The following is a 16693-nucleotide window of genomic DNA, read 5'->3' on the forward strand; positions in this document are numbered from 1 at the left end:
ACAGTGGTCGGCATGCCGGCACGTGACCACAACGCCATCTCCAACCTGCGGGAGTTGCAGGATCCCGTTGCCGTGCTCGCATTCAGCGGCTGGAACGATGCAGGCTCGGCGGCCACCGACGCGGTTCTCCACCTGATCGAGGTGTCCGATGCGGATCTGCTGTTCAGCCTGGACGGCGAGGACCACTACGACTTCCAGGTGAACCGGCCGATGGTCTCCCGGGGCGAGGACGGCGACCGGATCAGTTGGCCGCGTACCGATGTGTGGATCGGGCGGATCGGTGAGCGCGATCTGGTGCTGATCACCGGGCCGGAGCCGAACATGCGCTGGCGCTCGTACGCCGCCCAGATCGTCTCCGCGCTGCGGTCGGCGCACCCGTCGCTGGTGGTCGTGCTCGGCTCCCTGCTCGCCGACAACGCGCACACCCGGCCGGTACCGGTGTCGCGGAGCAGCGCCGATCCGCGGGTGCGGGAGCGGCTCGGCCTGTCCCGGTCGACCTATGAGGGGCCGACCGGGATCACCGGTGTCCTCAGCGCCGCCTGCACCGACGCCGGGATGGACGTGGCGAGCCTGTGGGCCGCGGTCCCGCACTACGTCGCCCAGCCGCCGAACCCCAAGGCGACGCTGGCGCTGCTGCACCGGCTGGAGGATCTCGCCGAGGTGACCATCGATCCGGGCGAGCTCCCGGAGCTGGGCCGGGCCTGGGAACGCGGGGTCGCCGAGCTCATCGACGACGACGCCGAGCTGAGCTCCTACGTCGCCTCCCTGGAGGCCGACCAGGACGAGACCGAACTCCCCGAGGCCTCCGGCGACGCCATCGCCGCCGAGTTCGAACGCTACCTCCGCCGCCGCAACGACCCGTAGCGCTCATCGAGTAGCAGCCCATGCGGAGCTTGCGGAGCAATGGGCTGCGTGTCGAGATGAACCAGCCCGGCCTGTCTTCTCGACACGGTCGCTGCGCGACCTACTCGATGAACGTCGAACCCTCAGTGGCAGGCGGCGACGGCCTTGTCCCGCAGGGCGTTGACCATCGCGTCGGGGTTCTCGGCGGAGAAGACCGCGGACCCGGCGACGAAGGTGTCGGCACCGGCCTCGGCGCACTGCGCGATGGTGGACTCCGAGACTCCCCCGTCGACCTGGATCCAGATGTCGGCGCCGGTGGCCTTGACCGCCTCCCGAGTACGCCGGATCTTCGGCAGCATCGCATCGAGGAACTTCTGCCCGCCGAAACCGGGCTCGACGGTCATGATCAGGATCTGGTCGAACTCGGTGAGCAGATCCAGGTAGGGCTCGATCGGCGTCGCCGGTTTCAACCCCAGTGAGGCCCGCGCACCCTGGGCACGCAGCTCGCGCGCCAGGCGTACCGGGGCTTTCACCGCCTCGGCATGGAAGGAGACCGAGCGCGCACCCGCCTCCGCGTATCCCGGTGCCCAGCGGTCCGGATCGTCGATCATCAGATGGATGTCGAGCGGCTTCTCGGTGATCTTGAGCAGCGAGTCGACGACCGGCAGACCGATGGTCAGATTCGGTACGAAGTGGTTGTCCATCACGTCGATGTGCAGCAGGTCGGCGTCGGGAATGCGCTCGATCTCGCGCTGCAGGTTGGCGAAGTCGGCGTTCAGGATGCTCGGCGTGATTCTCACAGGCAGCAAGGCTACTGGTGGCGAGCCCTCCGTTGCCACCGGCGAATGGTGTGATGAACTGTCTCGGCTGACACCGCAATGACGCCAACAGAAAGCCAGGCTCGACCCATGCTGATCAAGAATCCGGCCAAACAGCTCCCGGACGGATATCTGGACAAGATCCCGTTGTTCCAGTTCCTGCTGCTCTCGCTGCTGTTCCCGATGTGGGGCGCGGCGGCTGGGTTGAACGACATCCTGATCACCCAGTTCAAGCACGTCTTCGCGCTCTCCGACGCGGCCAGCGCCTTCGTCCAGTCGGCCTTCTACGGCGGCTACTTCGTGATCGCCATCCCGGCCTCGCGGATCATCCGGCGGACCTCCTACAAGGTCGGCGTGCTGATCGGTCTGGCCGTCTACATCATCGGCTGTGCACTGTTCTTCCCGGCCAGCACGCTCGCCACCTACGGGATGTTCCTGTTCTGCATCTTCGCGATCGCGATCGGCCTGAGCTTCCTGGAGACCAGCGCCAACACCTACTCCTCGATGCTCGGCCCGAAGCAGTCCTCCACGCTGCGGCTCAACATCTCCCAGACCTTCACCCCGATCGGCAACCTGCTCGGCGTGATCATGGGCAAGTACCTGATCTTCAGCTCCGGTGACTCGATCCAGGCGCAGATGGATGCCGCACCGGACCCGGCGGCCAAGAAGGCGCTCGGCGAGCAGCTGCTGCAGAACACCCTGCTGCCCTACAAGTACATCCTGGTCGTCCTGATCTGCCTGTTCATCCTGTTCCTGATCACCGAATACCCCAAGGCGCGGCCGACCCAGGAGGCCGGCGCCGAGAAGACCCAGGCCGGACTCGGTGAGACGCTGCGCTACCTGAGCCGGAACAAGCCCTATCTGAGCGGAATCGTCGCCCAGTTCCTCTACGTCGGTCTGCAGACCGCGGTCTGGTCCTTCACCATCAGGCTCGCGCTCACCGTGGACCCGACGTTGAACGAGCGGTCCGCCACGAACTACATGATCGCCGGATTCGCCTGCTTCCTGATCGGCAAGCTGCCGGCGAACTTCCTGATGGCGAAGTTCTCCGCGGCCCGGGTGCTGATCGTCTACTGCATCATCGGTGCGATCCTGCTGTTCGCCGCCTCCTTCGCCCCGTCCTCGATCGCGATCTGGTTCGTGGTCGCCTCGAACCTGCTGATGGGCCCGGGTTGGCCGACGATCTTCGGCAAGACGCTGGACACCATCGAGGACAAGCGTTACCAGGAGACCGGTGGCGCGGTGCTGGTGATGGCGATCGTCGGTGGCGCGATCGTCCCGGTCATCCAGGGCTGGGTGTCCGATCAGCTCGGATCGCTGCAGCGCTCGTTCGTCGTCTCGGCGCTCTGCTTCCTCGGCATCATGGTCTATTTCGTCTTCCAGAACCGCTTGGATCGGGCGAAGGAGGCCCGCGGCGAGGTGCACGCCTGATGGCCACGGTCGCGGTGATCGGGTCGATCATGACCGACCTGATCACCTATCTGAACCGGATGCCCGAACGCGGGGAGACGATCGCCGCACCCTCGTTCGCGATGGGACACGGCGGCAAGGGCGCCAACCAGGCGACCGCGGCGGCCCGGCTGGGTTCGGAGGTGGTGATGGTCGCCAAGGTCGGCACCGATTCCTTCGGCGAGCAGACGCTGGCGAACTTCCGGGCCAACGGCATCGACACGAGTGATGTGACGGTCACCGAGGGGCCGTCGGGGGTGGCGCCGATCTTCGTCGAACCGGACGGTTCGAATCGCGTCGTCATCGTGCCCGGTGCCAACGAGGCGCTCACTCCCGGTGACGTGCAGGCGGCGCGGTCGCGGATCGCACAGGCGGCGATCATCGTGCTGCAGTTGGAGATCCCGCTGCCGACGGTGTACGCCGCGATCGAGCTGGGCGCCGAACTGGGCGTACCGGTGCTGCTCAATCCGGCACCGGCCAACGCCGAGCTGGACTTCGACCAGGTGGCCCGGTGCGCCTTCTTCGCACCGAACGAGAGCGAGCTGGCACTGCTCACCGGAATGCCCGTGGAGACCCTCCAGGAGATCGAGGCGGCCGCGCAGACCCTGCTCGCCAAGGGGGTACGCGAGGTGCTGGTCACCCTCGGTGAGCGCGGCGTGCTGCGCTGCACCGCCGACGGTGTCGAGCACATCGCCGGAATCACCGTGCAGGCAGCGGATTCGACCGGTGCGGGCGATGCCTTCATCGGCGCCTTCGCGCACCGGTACGCCGCCGACGGTGACGTCGGCGGTGCGATCGAGTTCGCCAACCGGTACGCCGCCGATTCGGTGACCAGGCGCGGTACGCAGAGTTCCTTCGCCACCGCGGAGGAGTTCGCCGGCTGAGCCCTGTGCTCATCGAGTAGGCCGCCATGCGCAGCGGAGCGGAGCAATGGCTGCCGTGTCGAGATGAGCCGGCGCCACACCGGGCCACCGCTTCGTGCCCGGCCGGTCAGTGGGTCGCCTTGAAACGGGCCTTCTTCTGCTTGTTGCCGCAGGTGTTCATATCGCACCAGCGGCGGGTACGGCTCTGACTGGTGTCGAAGAAGGCGGCGCGGCAGGTCGGTGAGGCGCACAGCGCCATCCGACCGTCCCGCTCGCCGCTGATGATGCTCACCGCGTCGGCGGCCACCACGCTCAGCGCGTCCGCGACGGAGCCCGATTCGAGCCGCCAGTTCCGCTCGCCGGCGTCGGTGAGCACCGGCGCGCCTCGGCCGCGAATGCTGTGCTCGTTGATGATCCGGACGGCGGCCTCGGGGAGGTCGTCCCGGTTGGCGGCCGCCGTCGCGGCGGCATGGATGGCTTCGCGGAGTTCTCGGGCGTGTGTCAGCTCGGTGGCGGTGCAGGAGTCGACGGTCAACCCGTACACCGCGAACCAGTCGATCAGTCGCCCCGGTGTCGGAATGCGCTCCACCGGATCGCCCTGTCGCTCGCTGAGGGTCCCGGTGAAGCTCGTGGCCAGCACCGTACCGAGGCGGAAGTCGGGGAACTCGGACATGGAACCAGCTTAGCCGGTTGTCGGTTCCCCAGAGCCGTGATAGAACCGTTTTAGCCGGTTCACAATTCAGGGGGACCCGATGACCGCAACGACCGACCAGGTGCACATGTTCGAGGCCAAGATCGCCGACGCCGACCTCGACGACCTGCGTACCCGACTCGCGGCGGCGCGCCTCCCCGAGCGCGAGACCGTCCCCCGGGCCACCGGCCGGCAGCGCTGGAGCCAGGGTGTTCCGCTCACCGACCTGACAGACCTGCTCGACTACTGGCGCTCCGGATACGACTGGCGGCGGTTCGAGCAGCGACTGAACGACATCGGCCAGTTCCGCACCAGGATTGACGATCTGGGGATCCACTTCCTGCACCGCCGGTCACCGCGCACCGATGCCACTCCCCTCGTCCTCACCCACGGCTGGCCGGGCAGCGTCACCGAGTTCGTCGACGTCATCGATGAGCTGGCCGACCCGACCGACCCCGCTGCGCCGGCGTTCCACGTCGTGGCGCCGTCGCTGCCGGGCTTCGGTTTCAGCGATCGACCGGTAACGGCCGGCTGGGGCACCGAGAAGATCGCGGCCGCCTGGGTCGAGTTGATGGGCCGGCTCGGATATGGACGATTTCTGGCCCACGGCGGCGACTGGGGCGGCCCGATCACCACGATTCTCGGCGGCCGGTTCCCCGAGCAGGTGCTCGGCATCCACACCACCTTCGCCGAAGGGCCGCCCGGGTTGTCGACCGATGGACTCACCGCCGACGAGCGCCGCTGGGTGGACGAGCACACCGACTTCTGGCGCAACCGTTCGGCGTACGCCAAGCAGCAGTGGTCCCGCCCGCAGACGATCGGCTACTCGCTGGTCGACTCACCCGTCGGGCTGCTCGCCTGGATCCTGGACAAGTTCGCCGAGTGGTCCGACACCACCGACAGCCCGTTCGAGCGCGTCTCCCGGGATCGGTTGCTGGACAACGTCACCCTCTACTGGCTGACCGGAACCGGTGCCTCGGCGGCCCGGATCTACCACGAGAGCCACAACTCGCTGGACCCCGAACTGCGCGTCGACGTGCCAGCGGCGATCACGATGTATCCCGCCGACGCCGGCTCGAAGACCCCGCGCCCGTGGGCCGAACGGCGCTATCGGCAGCTCGTTCGCTGGCGGGAACCCCAGGCAGGTGGGCATTTCGCCTCGCTGGAGGTGCCCGACCACTTCGTCACCGACCTGCGGGAGGGCCTGGCCGCCGTCCTCGCTGCTGCGGGCCGGTCACGCGTCTCGGCATAGCGGCGTCAACCCGATTCCGCCGTATCAGCCGACCGACTCCTCCAGAGCCCGGATCCGCAGCTCGAAGTCGCTCAGAATGCCGACCAGATCACCGACCAGGGTCTCCGCGGTGGTCCCGGGCCCGCCTTCGCCAGTGCGGGCGATGTGCCCGGCCCGAACACCCTCGACGAACATCCGCACCGAGGGGGTGGGTTCCCCGAGTCGGTCCACCAGCAGGTCGAGGAAGCGTCGGAATTGCTCGTCGGTGATGTCCATACGGTCGATGCTAGGCGCTGCGGCGCAGCAGCGCGCAGAACATCGCGTCGGTGCCGTTGCGATGCGGCCAGAGCTGGACATCCGGCTCGATCCGGGTGACATCGTCGCGTTCGGCGAGCACGGCGTCGACGATCTCGGTGGTCTCCCGGCGGTGCGGGGAACAGGTCACGTAGGCGATCACCCCACCGGGCCCGGTCGAGCGGATCGCGTTGTGGAGCAGGGATCGCTGCAGCTCGATGAGACCGTCGAGATCGTCGGGGCTGCGGCGCCAGCGGGCCTCGGGGCGACGGCGCAGGGCGCCCAGTCCGGTGCACGGCACGTCGGCCATCACCTTGGCGAAGCTCGCCTCCGGCCAGGCCGGTCGGGTGCCGTCGGCGCAGATCGTCACCGGCTGGTTCTCCCCGGTGTACGCCCGCAGCGCCTGCGCGACGAGTTTCGCGCGGTGCGGTTGCAGCTCGCTGGCCAACAGGCGCTGCTCCTGCTGGATCGCCAACCCCGCCAGCAGGGCGGCCTTGCCGCCGGGGCCCGCGCAGCAGTCCAGCCACGGCCCGGCCGGCGCCTCGGCCTCGGCGAGCCGCAGCGCCACCCGCTGCGAGCCGGGATCCTGGACGCCCGCGCGGCCCTCGCGTACCGCCGCCAGGTCACCCGGATTCCCCTTCCAGTACGCCGCAGTCGGCACCTCGGGGTTCGGCTCGGCACCGGCCCCAGCGAGTTCGTCGACGGTCGCGAGTCCCGGCCGGATCGCCAGGCTGGTGATCGGCGGTTCGTTGTTGGCCCGCAGCGCCGCCTCGAGCTCGTCGGCCGGCAGCACCGCGGCGTACGCCTCGACGATCCAGCGGGGATGGTGGGTGCGCAGTGCCAGCGCACCGAGCTCGTCGGAATCCTTGCTGAGGAAGGTGATCCAGTCATCGAGATCCCGTTCGGCGACCCGGCGGCTGATCGCGTTGACCAGGCCGGTGACCCGCTCCCCCACGGTCGCACGAGCCAGGTCGACGCTGGCGGCGACCGCGGCATGGGTCGGTACCCGCATCGACAGCACCTGGTGGGCGCCCAACCGCAGCACGTCGACGACGGCGGGCTGCAGGGTCTTCAGATCGCGTCCGGAGGCGGCGGCGAGGATCAGGTCGTAGCTGCCCATCAGCCGGCAGGTGCCGTTCAGCAGTTCGGTGGCGAAGGCGGCGTCGCGCCCGGTGATCCGGCGTTCGGCGAGCAGGGCCGGGCCGACCAGGTTGGCGTACGCGTCGGATCCGGTGACCTGGCGCAGCGCGTCGTAGGCCGCCCGACGGGCGGGATCGACACGGGGTCTGCGTTTCTGCTGGACGCCGCGGGGTCCGCGCCGGCCACCGCTCATCGCGCCGCTCCCCCGCCCAGGGTCTCGCCGGGGGTCAGGTTGGCGCCGCGGGCCCAGTCGGTGGCCCGCATCGCCTTCTTGCCGAATGCCTGCACCTCAAGGAGTTCCAGCGGGCGGCCACCGGTGCCGACCTGGACCCACTTCTTCGCCACCGCCAACTGCCCGGGCGGCAGCGGGCTGCCCCCGGCGGGGCGGGCGGTGAGGATCTTGAACCGCTCACCGCGGAAGGTGCTCCAGGCGCCGGGGGCCGGTGTGCAGCCGCGGATCTGGTGGTCGATCAGGGCATCGGATTCGCCCCAGTCGACCTCGGCCTCGGCGACCGTCAGCTTCGGGGCCAGCGTGATCCCCGCGGTCGGCTGCGGTTCGGCGATCGCGGTCCCGGCGGCCAGCTCATCCATCACGCGGACCAGCAACCCGGCACCATCGACGGCGAGCCGACCCAGCAGGTCACCGGCGGTCTCCTGGTCACCGATCTCGGTACGCAGCGAGGCGTACACATCACCCGCGTCGAGTTCGGGAACCAACCGGAAGACGCAGGCACCGGTCTCGGTGTCGCCGGCCATGATCGCCCGCTGCACCGGGGCGGCGCCCCGCCAGCGCGGCAGCAGCGAGAAGTGCAGATTGGCCCACCCCAGGCGCGGGATCTCCAACACCTGTTGGGGAATCAGCGCACCGTAGGCGATCACCGGGCAGCAGTCCGGCGCGATCGCGGTGAGGCGTTCGATGAAGTCCGGATCGCGGGGACGTTCGGGTTTGAGCACCTCGAGGCCGAGCTCGGCCGCGCGCTGGGCGACCGGGCTGGGGGCGAGTTTCTTCCCGCGTCCGGCGGGTGCGTCGGGCCGGGTCACCACGGCCGCCACCTCGTGCTCGGAGGCGACCAGGGCTTCCAGGCTGGGCAGGGCCACCTCGGGGGTACCGGCAACGACGAGACGCATTCCGGTGAGTCTAGTCGCCCGCCGCGACGACCCGGCGGCTCCGACTCGCTGGGCTCGCTCAGCCAGCGGTACGAACGGCGTCCAGATCCGCCTTGGTGAGAACGCTCAGCGTGCGTACGCCGACCTCGGCGAGCCGGTTCCCACCGGGTTCGCTGCGATCGATCGCGCAGACGACGGTATCGACCAGACCACCGTCGGCACGCAGCGCCTCGGTCGCGTCCCGGACCGCGCCGCCGGTGGTGATCACATCCTCGATCAGGGTGATCCGCCGGCCATCGACCTCGGCGCCCTCGGCGAGCCGGCAGGTGCCGTAGGTCTTGGCCTGTTTGCGGACGAACAGCACCGGCAGCCCGCTGAGCTGGCCGACGACGGTCGCGATCGGTACGCCACCGAGCTCGAGGCCGCCGAGCAGGTCGGTGCCGTCCGGCAGCAGCGGCAGCATCGCCTCCGCGACCCGGCGCAGCAGCACCGGATCGGATTCGAAGCGGTATTTGTCGAAGTACTCGGCGGTGCGCTGCCCCGAGCGGAGCAAGAAATCGCCGTGCACGCGGGCGATCCGGTCGATGTCGGCGGCAAGCTGGTTCGTCACGACGCCAGTGTCCTACAGACGCTCATCGAGTAGCGCACCATGCGCAGCGAAGCGCAGCAATGGCGCGCGTGTCGAGATGAGCCCGCTGCGTGCGAGCCCTGCCGGGATCCCCTGACGGGATCCTCTCGACACGGTCGCTGCGCGACCTACTCGAGGATCGTGGGGGTTACACGGTCGCTGCGCGACCTACTCGAGGATCGTGGGGTGAAGATCGTGGGGAGGTCAGCCGATGGCGACGGGGTCGACCTTGACGCGTACCGCACCGGGGGACTTGCGCGCGGAGCGTACGCCCATCGCGGCCCGCACGGCGGCGACCAGGTCGGCCCCCGACGCGGGCGGGCAGCGCAGCGTGAGCCGGGCCAGAGGTTCGGTGCCGGGGCGCTCCACCGGGCCGAGCACCTCGGTGTCGGCGGGCAGTTCGGCCAGCTCGTGCAGCTCGTGCACCGCCTCCGGCGGGCCGTCGATCTGGATCAGCTTCGCCACCGGCGGCAGATGCGCCTCGGCGCGCTCGGCCAGCTCCCGGCCGGCGAAGCTGGCGGGATCGCTGCGTACCAACGCCTGCAGCGGGGCCGCATCGGTCGGGCCGACCGCGACCACGCTGCCACCGCGCTCCCCCGGGCGGACCAGGGCGACCGCGTTCAGCCAGCGCCGCAGCGCCTCCTCGCCGGCGCGCAGATCGGCCCGGGTGAGCAACAGTTCGGCATCGAGCAGCAGCGCCGCCGCATATCCGTCGTCGGCGACCGGTTCGGCCCCCGGCGTGGCGATCACCAGCGCCGGTTCGTCGGCCACCCGCGGCAGCACCTTCTCCCCCGAGGACTGCACCACCGGCGTACCGGGGAAGGCCCGGCCCAGCTCCTCAGCGGTCCGGGTCGCCCCGACCACGGGTGCCCGCCAGCGCCGGCCGCCGCACTCGGGGCAGTGCCAGTCGACGATCGGCCGGCCGCACCAGTCACAGCCCGCATTCCGGGAGCCGGCGCGGATCGGGCCGGCACAGTGCGGGCAGCGCACCGGCTCCCGGCAGGTGTCGCAGACCAGCACCACCAGATAACCCGCGCGCGGCACCTGCACCAGCACCGGCCCCTGAGCCAGCCCCGCCCGGATCGTCTCGAAACTCTGGTGCGGCAACCGGACCGCGCGCGCCATCGGGTCGCGCTCCAGCTCCCAGTCGCTGTCGGCGGCCAACCGGACACCCGGGGCGCGGCGGCGCTGGGCGGCCGGGGTGAGCGCCAACGGCAGCAACCACCCCCGTTCGATCAGCTGCTCGATCTCGGCCGAACGCCCATAGCTCGCCGCCAGGAACGCCGCACCCTCCGCCGCGGCCCGCAGGGCGAGCACCTCCCGGGTGTGCGGATAGGGGGCGCGCGGTTCGGCATAGAGATCGTCGCCGTCGTCCCAGATCGCGACCAACCCGAGATCCCGGACCGGGGCGTACGCCGCGGCGCGCGTCCCGATCACCAGCCGGACCTCGCCCCGCAACACCGCCAGGAAGGCCCGGTAGCGGGCTGCGGGCCCGCTGTCGGCGCTCAGCACCACATAACCGGCGCTGCCGACGACCCGGTCGCAGGCGGCCCGAAGTCGCTCCAGGTCACGGGCGTCCGGCACCACGATCAGCGCACCGCGGCCTGACTCGAGCGTCGCCCCGGCGGCGACCGCCAGGCCCTGCGCCCAGTCCCCGGCCGGTGCGGCGGCCGGCGCCAGCTGCCAGCAGGCCCGTGGGCTGTGCCCGGCCCGCAGCGCCGCGATCAGCTCCGACCCGGTCGGATAGGCGTCGAAGGGGTGCGCGGTGAGCTGCGGGGTGACCGCCTCCCGCTCCGGCGGGGTCGCCCGCTCGGTGGCGGCGTGCCGGGGCGGCACGGCCAGCCGGACCACATCGGCGAAGCTCCCCGCATAGTGGTCGGCGACCTGGCGGACCAGGCCGGCGACGGCCGGGGTGAGCACCTGTTCGGTGGAGACCACCTTCTCGATCGGCGCCAGGTTCCGGGTCTCATCGGACTCGGTGCCGAGCTCCAGCACGAACCCGTCCCGCAACCGGCCGGCGAACCGGACCCGGACGCGCACCCCCGGGCGTACCTGCTCGGCGAGCTCATCACCCACCAGATAGTCGAAGGGCCGATCCAGGTGCGGCAGCGGCATGTCGACCGCCACCCTCGCGACCGGCCGCGGGGCGCGGGTCGGCTCGGCGAGCGGAATCAGCGCTTCGGGATCGGACACACGCTCGATCCTAGGAGCCCGGTCCGACAGTGCCGCATCCGGCGATAACCTGCGCTGGTGACCGAAGTCCCGCAGCCGCCCGAGGATCCGGGGATCGACCTGGTCCGCCGGGCCCGGGACCGGCGGTTGCTGGCCTACTTCGGGTTGGCGCTGATCGCCGGTGGGCAACCCGCCCACGAGGCCGAGGAGGACGTCCGTCAGGTCGCGGCCACTCTCGGCCACTCCGACTGCCAGGTCGCGGCGCTGCCGACCTCGATCAGCGTGGCGCTGACCGGTGGGGCGCCGGCGACCGTCGAGGTGCTGGCAGTTCGCTCACCCTTGACCAGCTCGCCGCGGTCCACGAACTGCGGCAACGCATCCTGGACGGCAGCACCGACCCGGACACCGCGCTGGTCGAATTGACCAGCCTGCGCAGGATTCCCCGCCGCTACGGCCGGTGGGGGATGCCGCTCGGCGGGCTGCTGGTGGCGGCCGGGATCGCGGCGATCATGCAACCCGATGTGACCACGATCGTCTTCGCCGCCGTGGCATCGCAGCTGGTGATCGCGCTGCTGCTGCTGGCCCGCCGACATCCGCTGATCGCGCCGCTGCTGCCCACGGTGGCGGCGTTCCTGGTGTCGGTACCGGCGTTCTGGCTCGCCGGTCGGATCGTGCTGACCGGTCCGCTGCTGGCGATCCTGCCGCCGCTGGCGGTGCTGCTGCCGGGATCGCTGCTGGTCACCGGGATGTCGGAGCTGGCCGCCGGCGCGATGGTCGCCGGCGCCTCACGGCTGGCGCACGGCGCGGTGAAGCTGCTGCTGTTCGCCCTCGGCGTGGTCGCCGCGATCCAACTGGTGCGGCCACCGGAGGCGTTGATCTTCAGCACCGGCGCCGCGTTCCGCTGGCCCCACGCGCTGGCCGGGATCCTTGCGGTCGCGCTCGGCATCCTGTTGCTGGAGTCGGTGTCACCGCGGTTGTGGGGCTGGGTGATCCTGGTGCTGCTGGCGACCTTTCTGGCGCAGGTGCTGGCCGGTACCGGGCGGGGTGTCGGCTCGGCACTCGGTGGGTTCGCCGGTGCGGTGGTCGCGAGTGCCGGTGCGACGCTGGTCGAGCTGGCCCGGCCGGCCCTGCCGCGGCTGGTGGTGTTCCTGCCGTCGTTCTGGTTGCTGGTACCGGGCACGATCGGTCTGCAGTCGATCACCCGATCGCAGGCGAGTGAGTTCGTCGCCGGCCCCAGCCTGACCCAGGTCGGGCTGCTGGTGCTGGCGATCGCGCTCGGTCTGCTCGTCGGGGCGACCCTGGTACGCCCGGTGCAACGGGCGGTGGCCCGCCGTCGGGCCCGCGTCAGTCCGTGAGCCTCAGCCCTTGACCGCCGCGGCGAGGGCGTCGGCCCGGTCGGTACGTTCCCAGGTGAAGTCGTCCAGCTCGCGGCCGAAGTGGCCGTACGCGGCGGTCCGGGCATAGATCGGGCGCTTCAGATCCAGCGCGTCGACCAGTGCGGCGGGGCGAAGGTCGAAGGTCGCCAGCACCGCATCGGCGATCTGGTCGACCGGGACCGTCTCGGTGCCGAAGCACTCGAGATAGAAGCCGACCGGATGGGCGCGGCCGATGGCGTACGCCACCTGCACCTCGCAGCGCTTTGCGAGCCCGGCGGCGACGACGTTCTTGGCGACCCAGCGCATCGCGTACGCCGCGGAGCGGTCCACCTTCGACGGATCCTTGCCGGAGAAGCAGCCGCCGCCGTGGCGGGCCATGCCGCCGTAGGTGTCGACGATGATCTTGCGGCCGGTCAGCCCGGCATCCCCCATCGGGCCGCCGATGACGAACTTGCCGGTCGGGTTCACGAACGCCTTGTAGTCGTCGTGGGCGAGGTCGTAGGCCTCCAGCACCGGCTGGATGACGTGCCGGCGGATGTCCTCGCTGAGCATCTTCTCCGGGTCGACGTCCTCGGCGTGCTGGCAGGAGACCACGACGGTGTCCAGGCGGACCGGGGTGATGCCGTCGTATTCGATGGTGACCTGGGTCTTTCCGTCCGGGCGCAGGTAGGGCATGGTGCCGTCCTTGCGGACCGCGGAGAGCCGTTCCGCGAGCCGGTGCGCCAGATCGATCGGCAGCGGCATCAGCGAATCGGTGTCGTCGCAGGCGTAGCCGAACATCAGGCCCTGGTCGCCGGCACCCTGCAGGTCGTATGCCTCGGCGGAGGATTCCAGCCGCTTCTCCCAGGCGGTGTCGACACCCTGGGCGATGTCCGGGGACTGCGAACCGAGGGAGACCTGGACGCCGCAGGAGCCGCCGTCGAAGGACTTGTGCGAGGAGTCGTAGCCGATGTCGAGGATCTTGTTGCGGACCAGGCCGGGGATGTCGGCGTACGCCTCGGTGGTCACCTCGCCGGCGACGACGACGAGCCCCGTGGTGACCAGCGTCTCGACCGCGACCCGGGACTGCGGATCCTGGCGCAGCAACTCATCCAGCACGGTGTCGCTGATCTGGTCCGCGATCTTGTCGGGGTGCCCCTCGGTGACGGACTCCGAGGTGAACAGGCGCTTGGCCACGGCGGTGCTCCTAATGGTGTGAGTGGTTGGCCGACATTAGTTGGCGCGACGCCGCTCGCGCACGGCGTCCAGAATCCGGTGCGCGACCGTCGGCTTGCTGCCGCTGTGCTCGGCGACCAGCTGCGCCCCGCCCCCGGGGGTCGCGCCGAGCAGCAGCACGTGGTTGTCCGCCGCGCCGAAGACCGCGCCGGCGCTGACGTCGTTGAGGACGAGCAGGTCGCAGCCCTTGCGGGCCAGCTTGGCCTGGCCGAGTTCGAGCAGCGCGGTCTGGTCCCCGGCGGTCTCGGCGGCGAACCCGACGATCACCTGGTCGGGGTCGCGGTCCGGCAGGTGCGAGATGTGCTTGAGCACATCGGGGGTCTGCACCAGGTCCAGGCTGAGCCCGGTGCTGTCGTCGGCCTTCTTGATCTTGCCCTCCGACACCTCGGTCGGGGTGAAGTCGGCGGCCGCGACGGCCATCACGATCACATCGGCGCTCGGCGCGAGCTCGGTCATCGCCTCGTCCAGGTCACCGGTGGAGACGATCCGACGGATGGTGGCGCCACTGGGCAGCGGATGTTCGACATGGGCGGCGACGACGGTCACCTCGGCGCCGCGCAGTGCGGCGGCGCGGGCGATGGAGAGCCCCATCAACCCCGAGGAGGAGTTGCCGAGGAAGCGGACCGGATCGAGGTGCTCCCGGGTACCGCCGGTGGCGACCACCAGGCGTACGCCTTCGAGGTCGCGGTCGGCGGCGGCGGTGACGGTGCCCGGGTCGTCGAGCAGGCTGGCGGCGACGGCGTGGATGTCGATGGCGTCGGGCAGCCGGCCGGGGCCGGTGTCGGCGCCGGTGAGCCGCCCGGAGGCCGGATCGAGCACCACCACGCCGCGCTCCCGGAGGGTGGCGACGTTGGCGGTGGTGGCCGGGTGCAGCCACATCTCGGTGTGCATGGCCGGCGCCATCAGCACCGGACAGCGGGCGGTGAGCAGCACATTGGTGAGCAGGTCGTCGGCGCGGCCGGTGGCGGCCCGGGCGAGCAGGTCGGCGGTGGCCGGTGCGACGACCACCAGATCGGCCTGCTGGCCGAGGCGGACGTGTGGCACCTGCTCGGCGTCGGTGAACACGCCGGTGTGCACCGGGTTGCCGGACAGCGCGGCCCAGGTGGTGGCGCCGACGAACTCGAGCGCGTTCGCGGTCGGTACGACGGTGACGTCGTGGCCGCCCTCGGTGAACCGGCGCAGCAGCTCGCAGGCCTTGTACGCCGCGATGCCGCCGGCGACGCCGAGCACGATCCGGCTCATCGACCAGACCTCATCAGCGGGGGCTCAGCGGGTGCTCGGTGCGGGAATCAGGCCGGGAAATCCGGATCGCTGAACTCGGGATCGGCCAGCTCCTCGGTGGCCTTCTCCTCGGGCTCGGCGTTCGGGTCGATCTCCTGGATCTCCAGCACACCCGCGTTCACCTCGCGCAGCGCGATCGACAGCGGCTTCTCCTGGATGCCGGTATCGACCAGCGGGCCGACATTCTCCAGCAGGCCCTCGCCGAGCTGGGAGTAGTAGGCGTTGATCTGGCGGGCACGCTTGGCCGAGAACAGGACCAGACGGTACTTGGAGTCGACCTTGGTCAGGAGGTCGTCGATCGGCGGGTTGGTGATGCCCATGTTCGGGTTGCTGCTCAAGATCAGCCTTCTCGGGTAGACGTCGTGAAAGGGAAGCCGCCAGGTCGGCGGGCTACAGACCGAGCAAGCTTACCAGTTCGTCCGTGGCCTGTCCCAGATCGGCGTTCACGATCACGTGGTCGAACTCGGCCTGGGCGGCCAGTTCGCCACGGGCGGTCTGCAACCGGCGTTCCCGCTGGGCCGCGGTCTCGGTGTTCCGGCCGGCGAGCCGATTGACGAGCTCGTCCCAGCTCGGCGGGGCGACGAAGATGAACGCCGCATCCGGCCAGGTCCTTCTGATCTGCCGGGCACCCTGCAGTTCGATCTCCAGGACCACGGTGCGGCCCTCGGCGACCGCCCGCTCGACCGGTTCACGCGGCGTACCGTAGCGGGCCGAGCCGTGCACCAGCGCCCACTCCAGCAGACCGTCGGCGGCCAGCAGCTCGTCGAACTGCTGCTCGCTCAGGAAGTGGTAGTGCACCCCGTCGATCTCCCCCGGTCGTGGGGCGCGGGTGGTCACCGATACCGACAGCCAGACCTCGGGGTGGCGTTGCAGTACGCCCGCGACGAGGGTTCCCTTACCGACTCCGGCGGGACCGGAGACCACATTCACCTGCGCCATGGCTCAGCGTGGCCTCAGCCCAGGTTTCCGCGGTCGGCGCCGGGGAACTCGTTACGGAGCCCGGCGATCTGGTGCGGACCCAGCCCCCGCAGCCGGCGGTTGGTGGCGATGTCGAGACGTTCCATCACCTCGGCGGCCCGCTTCTCCCCCACCCGGGGCAGGGATTTCAGCACGTCGACGACCTTGGTGTGCGCCACCACGTCGTCGCCGCCGGCCAGCTCGATCACCTCGGCCAGGGTGAGTCGGCCCTCCCGCAACTCCGCCTTGATCTCTGCTCGCCGCCGCCTGGCAGCGGTCGCCGCCCGGCGCGCAGCCTGCAGCTGTTCCTCGCTGAGTGGTGGGATGGTCACAAACGCTCCACGGTCGTCCGATCTGGTTCCCGACAACCTACTCAATGCCTCGTCGCTACGCGAACGGCGGGATCCGACGCGCATCGAGTAGCGGATCTCGGCGTAGCGGAGCGAGCCGCGGGAAGCGTGTCCCCCGTTCATCGAGTAGCGGAGCTGCGCGATCGCGGGACACCGTTGGTCATCGACGTGGAGTTGATCCGCATGCGGAACAGTTGCGCGTCCGGGTTGTGCAGCCCGCGGTCCAGCTGACGCCTGAACTCGTCGCAACTCATCGGCATACCGCTTTCATGAGACGG

General features: G+C 70.3%; 18 protein-coding genes. 6 read left to right on the top strand and 12 right to left on the bottom strand.

The features are described 5' to 3' along the window. Positions 1–12 precede the first annotated feature (12 nt). Positions 13–864 (top strand): PAC2 family protein, encoded by an 852-nt coding sequence (locus BI335_RS03405; RefSeq protein WP_094358833.1) that lies wholly within the window; start codon positions 13–15, stop codon positions 862–864. A gap of 122 nt (positions 865–986) precedes the next feature. Here the strand turns inward: BI335_RS03405 and rpe are convergent, their stop codons facing one another. After that, complete coding sequence (gene rpe, locus BI335_RS03410) at positions 987–1649, bottom strand: ribulose-phosphate 3-epimerase (RefSeq protein ID WP_094358835.1); 663 nt, start codon at positions 1647–1649, stop codon at positions 987–989. A gap of 102 nt (positions 1650–1751) precedes the next feature. Here rpe and fucP point away from each other — a divergent pair, with 102 nt between their 5' ends. Beyond that, positions 1752–3092 carry an L-fucose:H+ symporter permease gene (fucP, locus tag BI335_RS03415; protein WP_094358608.1) on the top strand — a complete coding sequence of 447 codons (1341 nt, stop codon included), beginning with the start codon at positions 1752–1754 and terminating at the stop codon, positions 3090–3092. Beyond that, positions 3092–3994: a ribokinase gene (gene rbsK / locus BI335_RS03420; protein ID WP_094429650.1), complete on the top strand. Its 903-nt coding sequence runs from the start codon at positions 3092–3094 to the stop codon at positions 3992–3994. Before fucP ends, rbsK begins: the two co-directional genes overlap by 1 nt. Before the next feature lie 106 nt (positions 3995–4100). On the opposite strand, the gene BI335_RS03425 is transcribed toward rbsK, so the two are convergent. Then, a complete protein-coding gene (locus BI335_RS03425; protein WP_094429651.1) occupies positions 4101–4646 on the bottom strand; it encodes a CGNR zinc finger domain-containing protein in 546 nt (181 codons plus the stop codon). A 79-nt stretch (positions 4647–4725) separates the two neighbouring features. Between BI335_RS03425 and BI335_RS03430 the strand changes: the two genes are divergently transcribed. Next, positions 4726–5916, top strand: a complete 1191-nt coding sequence (locus BI335_RS03430; protein WP_094429652.1) for an epoxide hydrolase family protein — start codon at positions 4726–4728, stop codon at positions 5914–5916. Positions 5917–5940: 24 nt separating this feature from the next. Here BI335_RS03430 and BI335_RS03435 read toward each other — a convergent pair whose 3' ends face one another. The 5 genes from BI335_RS03435 to BI335_RS03455 all read right to left on the bottom strand — a co-directional run bounded on the left by BI335_RS03435 (position 5941) and on the right by BI335_RS03455 (position 11257). Beyond that, on the bottom strand, positions 5941–6171 hold the full coding sequence (locus tag BI335_RS03435) for a hypothetical protein (RefSeq protein WP_094429653.1): 231 nt from the start codon (positions 6169–6171) through the stop codon (positions 5941–5943). 10 nt (positions 6172–6181) lie between these two features. After that, complete coding sequence (locus BI335_RS03440) at positions 6182–7522, bottom strand: RsmB/NOP family class I SAM-dependent RNA methyltransferase (RefSeq protein ID WP_094429654.1); 1341 nt, start codon at positions 7520–7522, stop codon at positions 6182–6184. Further along, on the bottom strand, positions 7519–8457 hold the full coding sequence (fmt, locus tag BI335_RS03445; protein WP_094429655.1) for a methionyl-tRNA formyltransferase: 939 nt from the start codon (positions 8455–8457) through the stop codon (positions 7519–7521). Before fmt ends, BI335_RS03440 begins: the two co-directional genes overlap by 4 nt. A 58-nt stretch (positions 8458–8515) precedes the next feature. Then, a complete protein-coding gene (gene pyrE, locus BI335_RS03450; RefSeq protein ID WP_229119415.1) occupies positions 8516–9046 on the bottom strand; it encodes an orotate phosphoribosyltransferase in 531 nt (176 codons plus the stop codon). A gap of 222 nt (positions 9047–9268) precedes the next feature. Then, the gene (locus BI335_RS03455; protein WP_094429656.1) at positions 9269–11257 is read right to left on the bottom strand and encodes a primosomal protein N'; all 1989 of its coding nucleotides are present in this window, start codon (positions 11255–11257) and stop codon (positions 9269–9271) included. Positions 11258–11314: 57 nt separating this feature from the next. Between BI335_RS03455 and BI335_RS22255 the strand changes: the two genes are divergently transcribed. Both BI335_RS22255 and BI335_RS03460 read left to right on the top strand, forming a co-directional pair. Next, on the top strand, positions 11315–11659 hold the full coding sequence (locus BI335_RS22255) for a threonine/serine exporter family protein (protein WP_267489857.1): 345 nt from the start codon (positions 11315–11317) through the stop codon (positions 11657–11659). Further along, positions 11617–12591, top strand: coding sequence for a threonine/serine exporter family protein (locus BI335_RS03460; protein WP_267489858.1), 975 nt, complete (start codon positions 11617–11619; stop codon positions 12589–12591). The genes BI335_RS22255 and BI335_RS03460 overlap by 43 nt, the downstream gene beginning before the upstream one ends. A 3-nt stretch (positions 12592–12594) precedes the next feature. On the opposite strand, the gene metK is transcribed toward BI335_RS03460, so the two are convergent. The 5 genes from metK to mihF all read right to left on the bottom strand — a co-directional run bounded on the left by metK (position 12595) and on the right by mihF (position 16397). Continuing rightward, complete coding sequence (gene metK / locus BI335_RS03465) at positions 12595–13788, bottom strand: methionine adenosyltransferase (protein WP_094429658.1); 1194 nt, start codon at positions 13786–13788, stop codon at positions 12595–12597. A gap of 36 nt (positions 13789–13824) precedes the next feature. After that, a complete protein-coding gene (gene coaBC / locus BI335_RS03470) occupies positions 13825–15069 on the bottom strand; it encodes a bifunctional phosphopantothenoylcysteine decarboxylase/phosphopantothenate--cysteine ligase CoaBC (RefSeq protein ID WP_094429659.1) in 1245 nt (414 codons plus the stop codon). Positions 15070–15116: 47 nt separating this feature from the next. Then, entirely contained in the window at positions 15117–15428 is a 312-nt protein-coding gene (rpoZ, locus tag BI335_RS03475) for a DNA-directed RNA polymerase subunit omega (RefSeq protein WP_094358630.1), read from the bottom strand. 70 nt (positions 15429–15498) lie between these two features. Beyond that, positions 15499–16047 (bottom strand): guanylate kinase, encoded by a 549-nt coding sequence (gmk, locus tag BI335_RS03480; RefSeq protein ID WP_094358632.1) that lies wholly within the window; start codon positions 16045–16047, stop codon positions 15499–15501. Between the two features lie 14 nt (positions 16048–16061). Then, complete coding sequence (gene mihF, locus BI335_RS03485; RefSeq protein WP_094358634.1) at positions 16062–16397, bottom strand: integration host factor, actinobacterial type; 336 nt, start codon at positions 16395–16397, stop codon at positions 16062–16064. Positions 16398–16693 lie beyond the last annotated feature (296 nt).

This window comes from Enemella evansiae, assembly GCF_002250705.1.
GTDB lineage: Bacteria > Actinomycetota > Actinomycetes > Propionibacteriales > Propionibacteriaceae > Enemella > Enemella evansiae.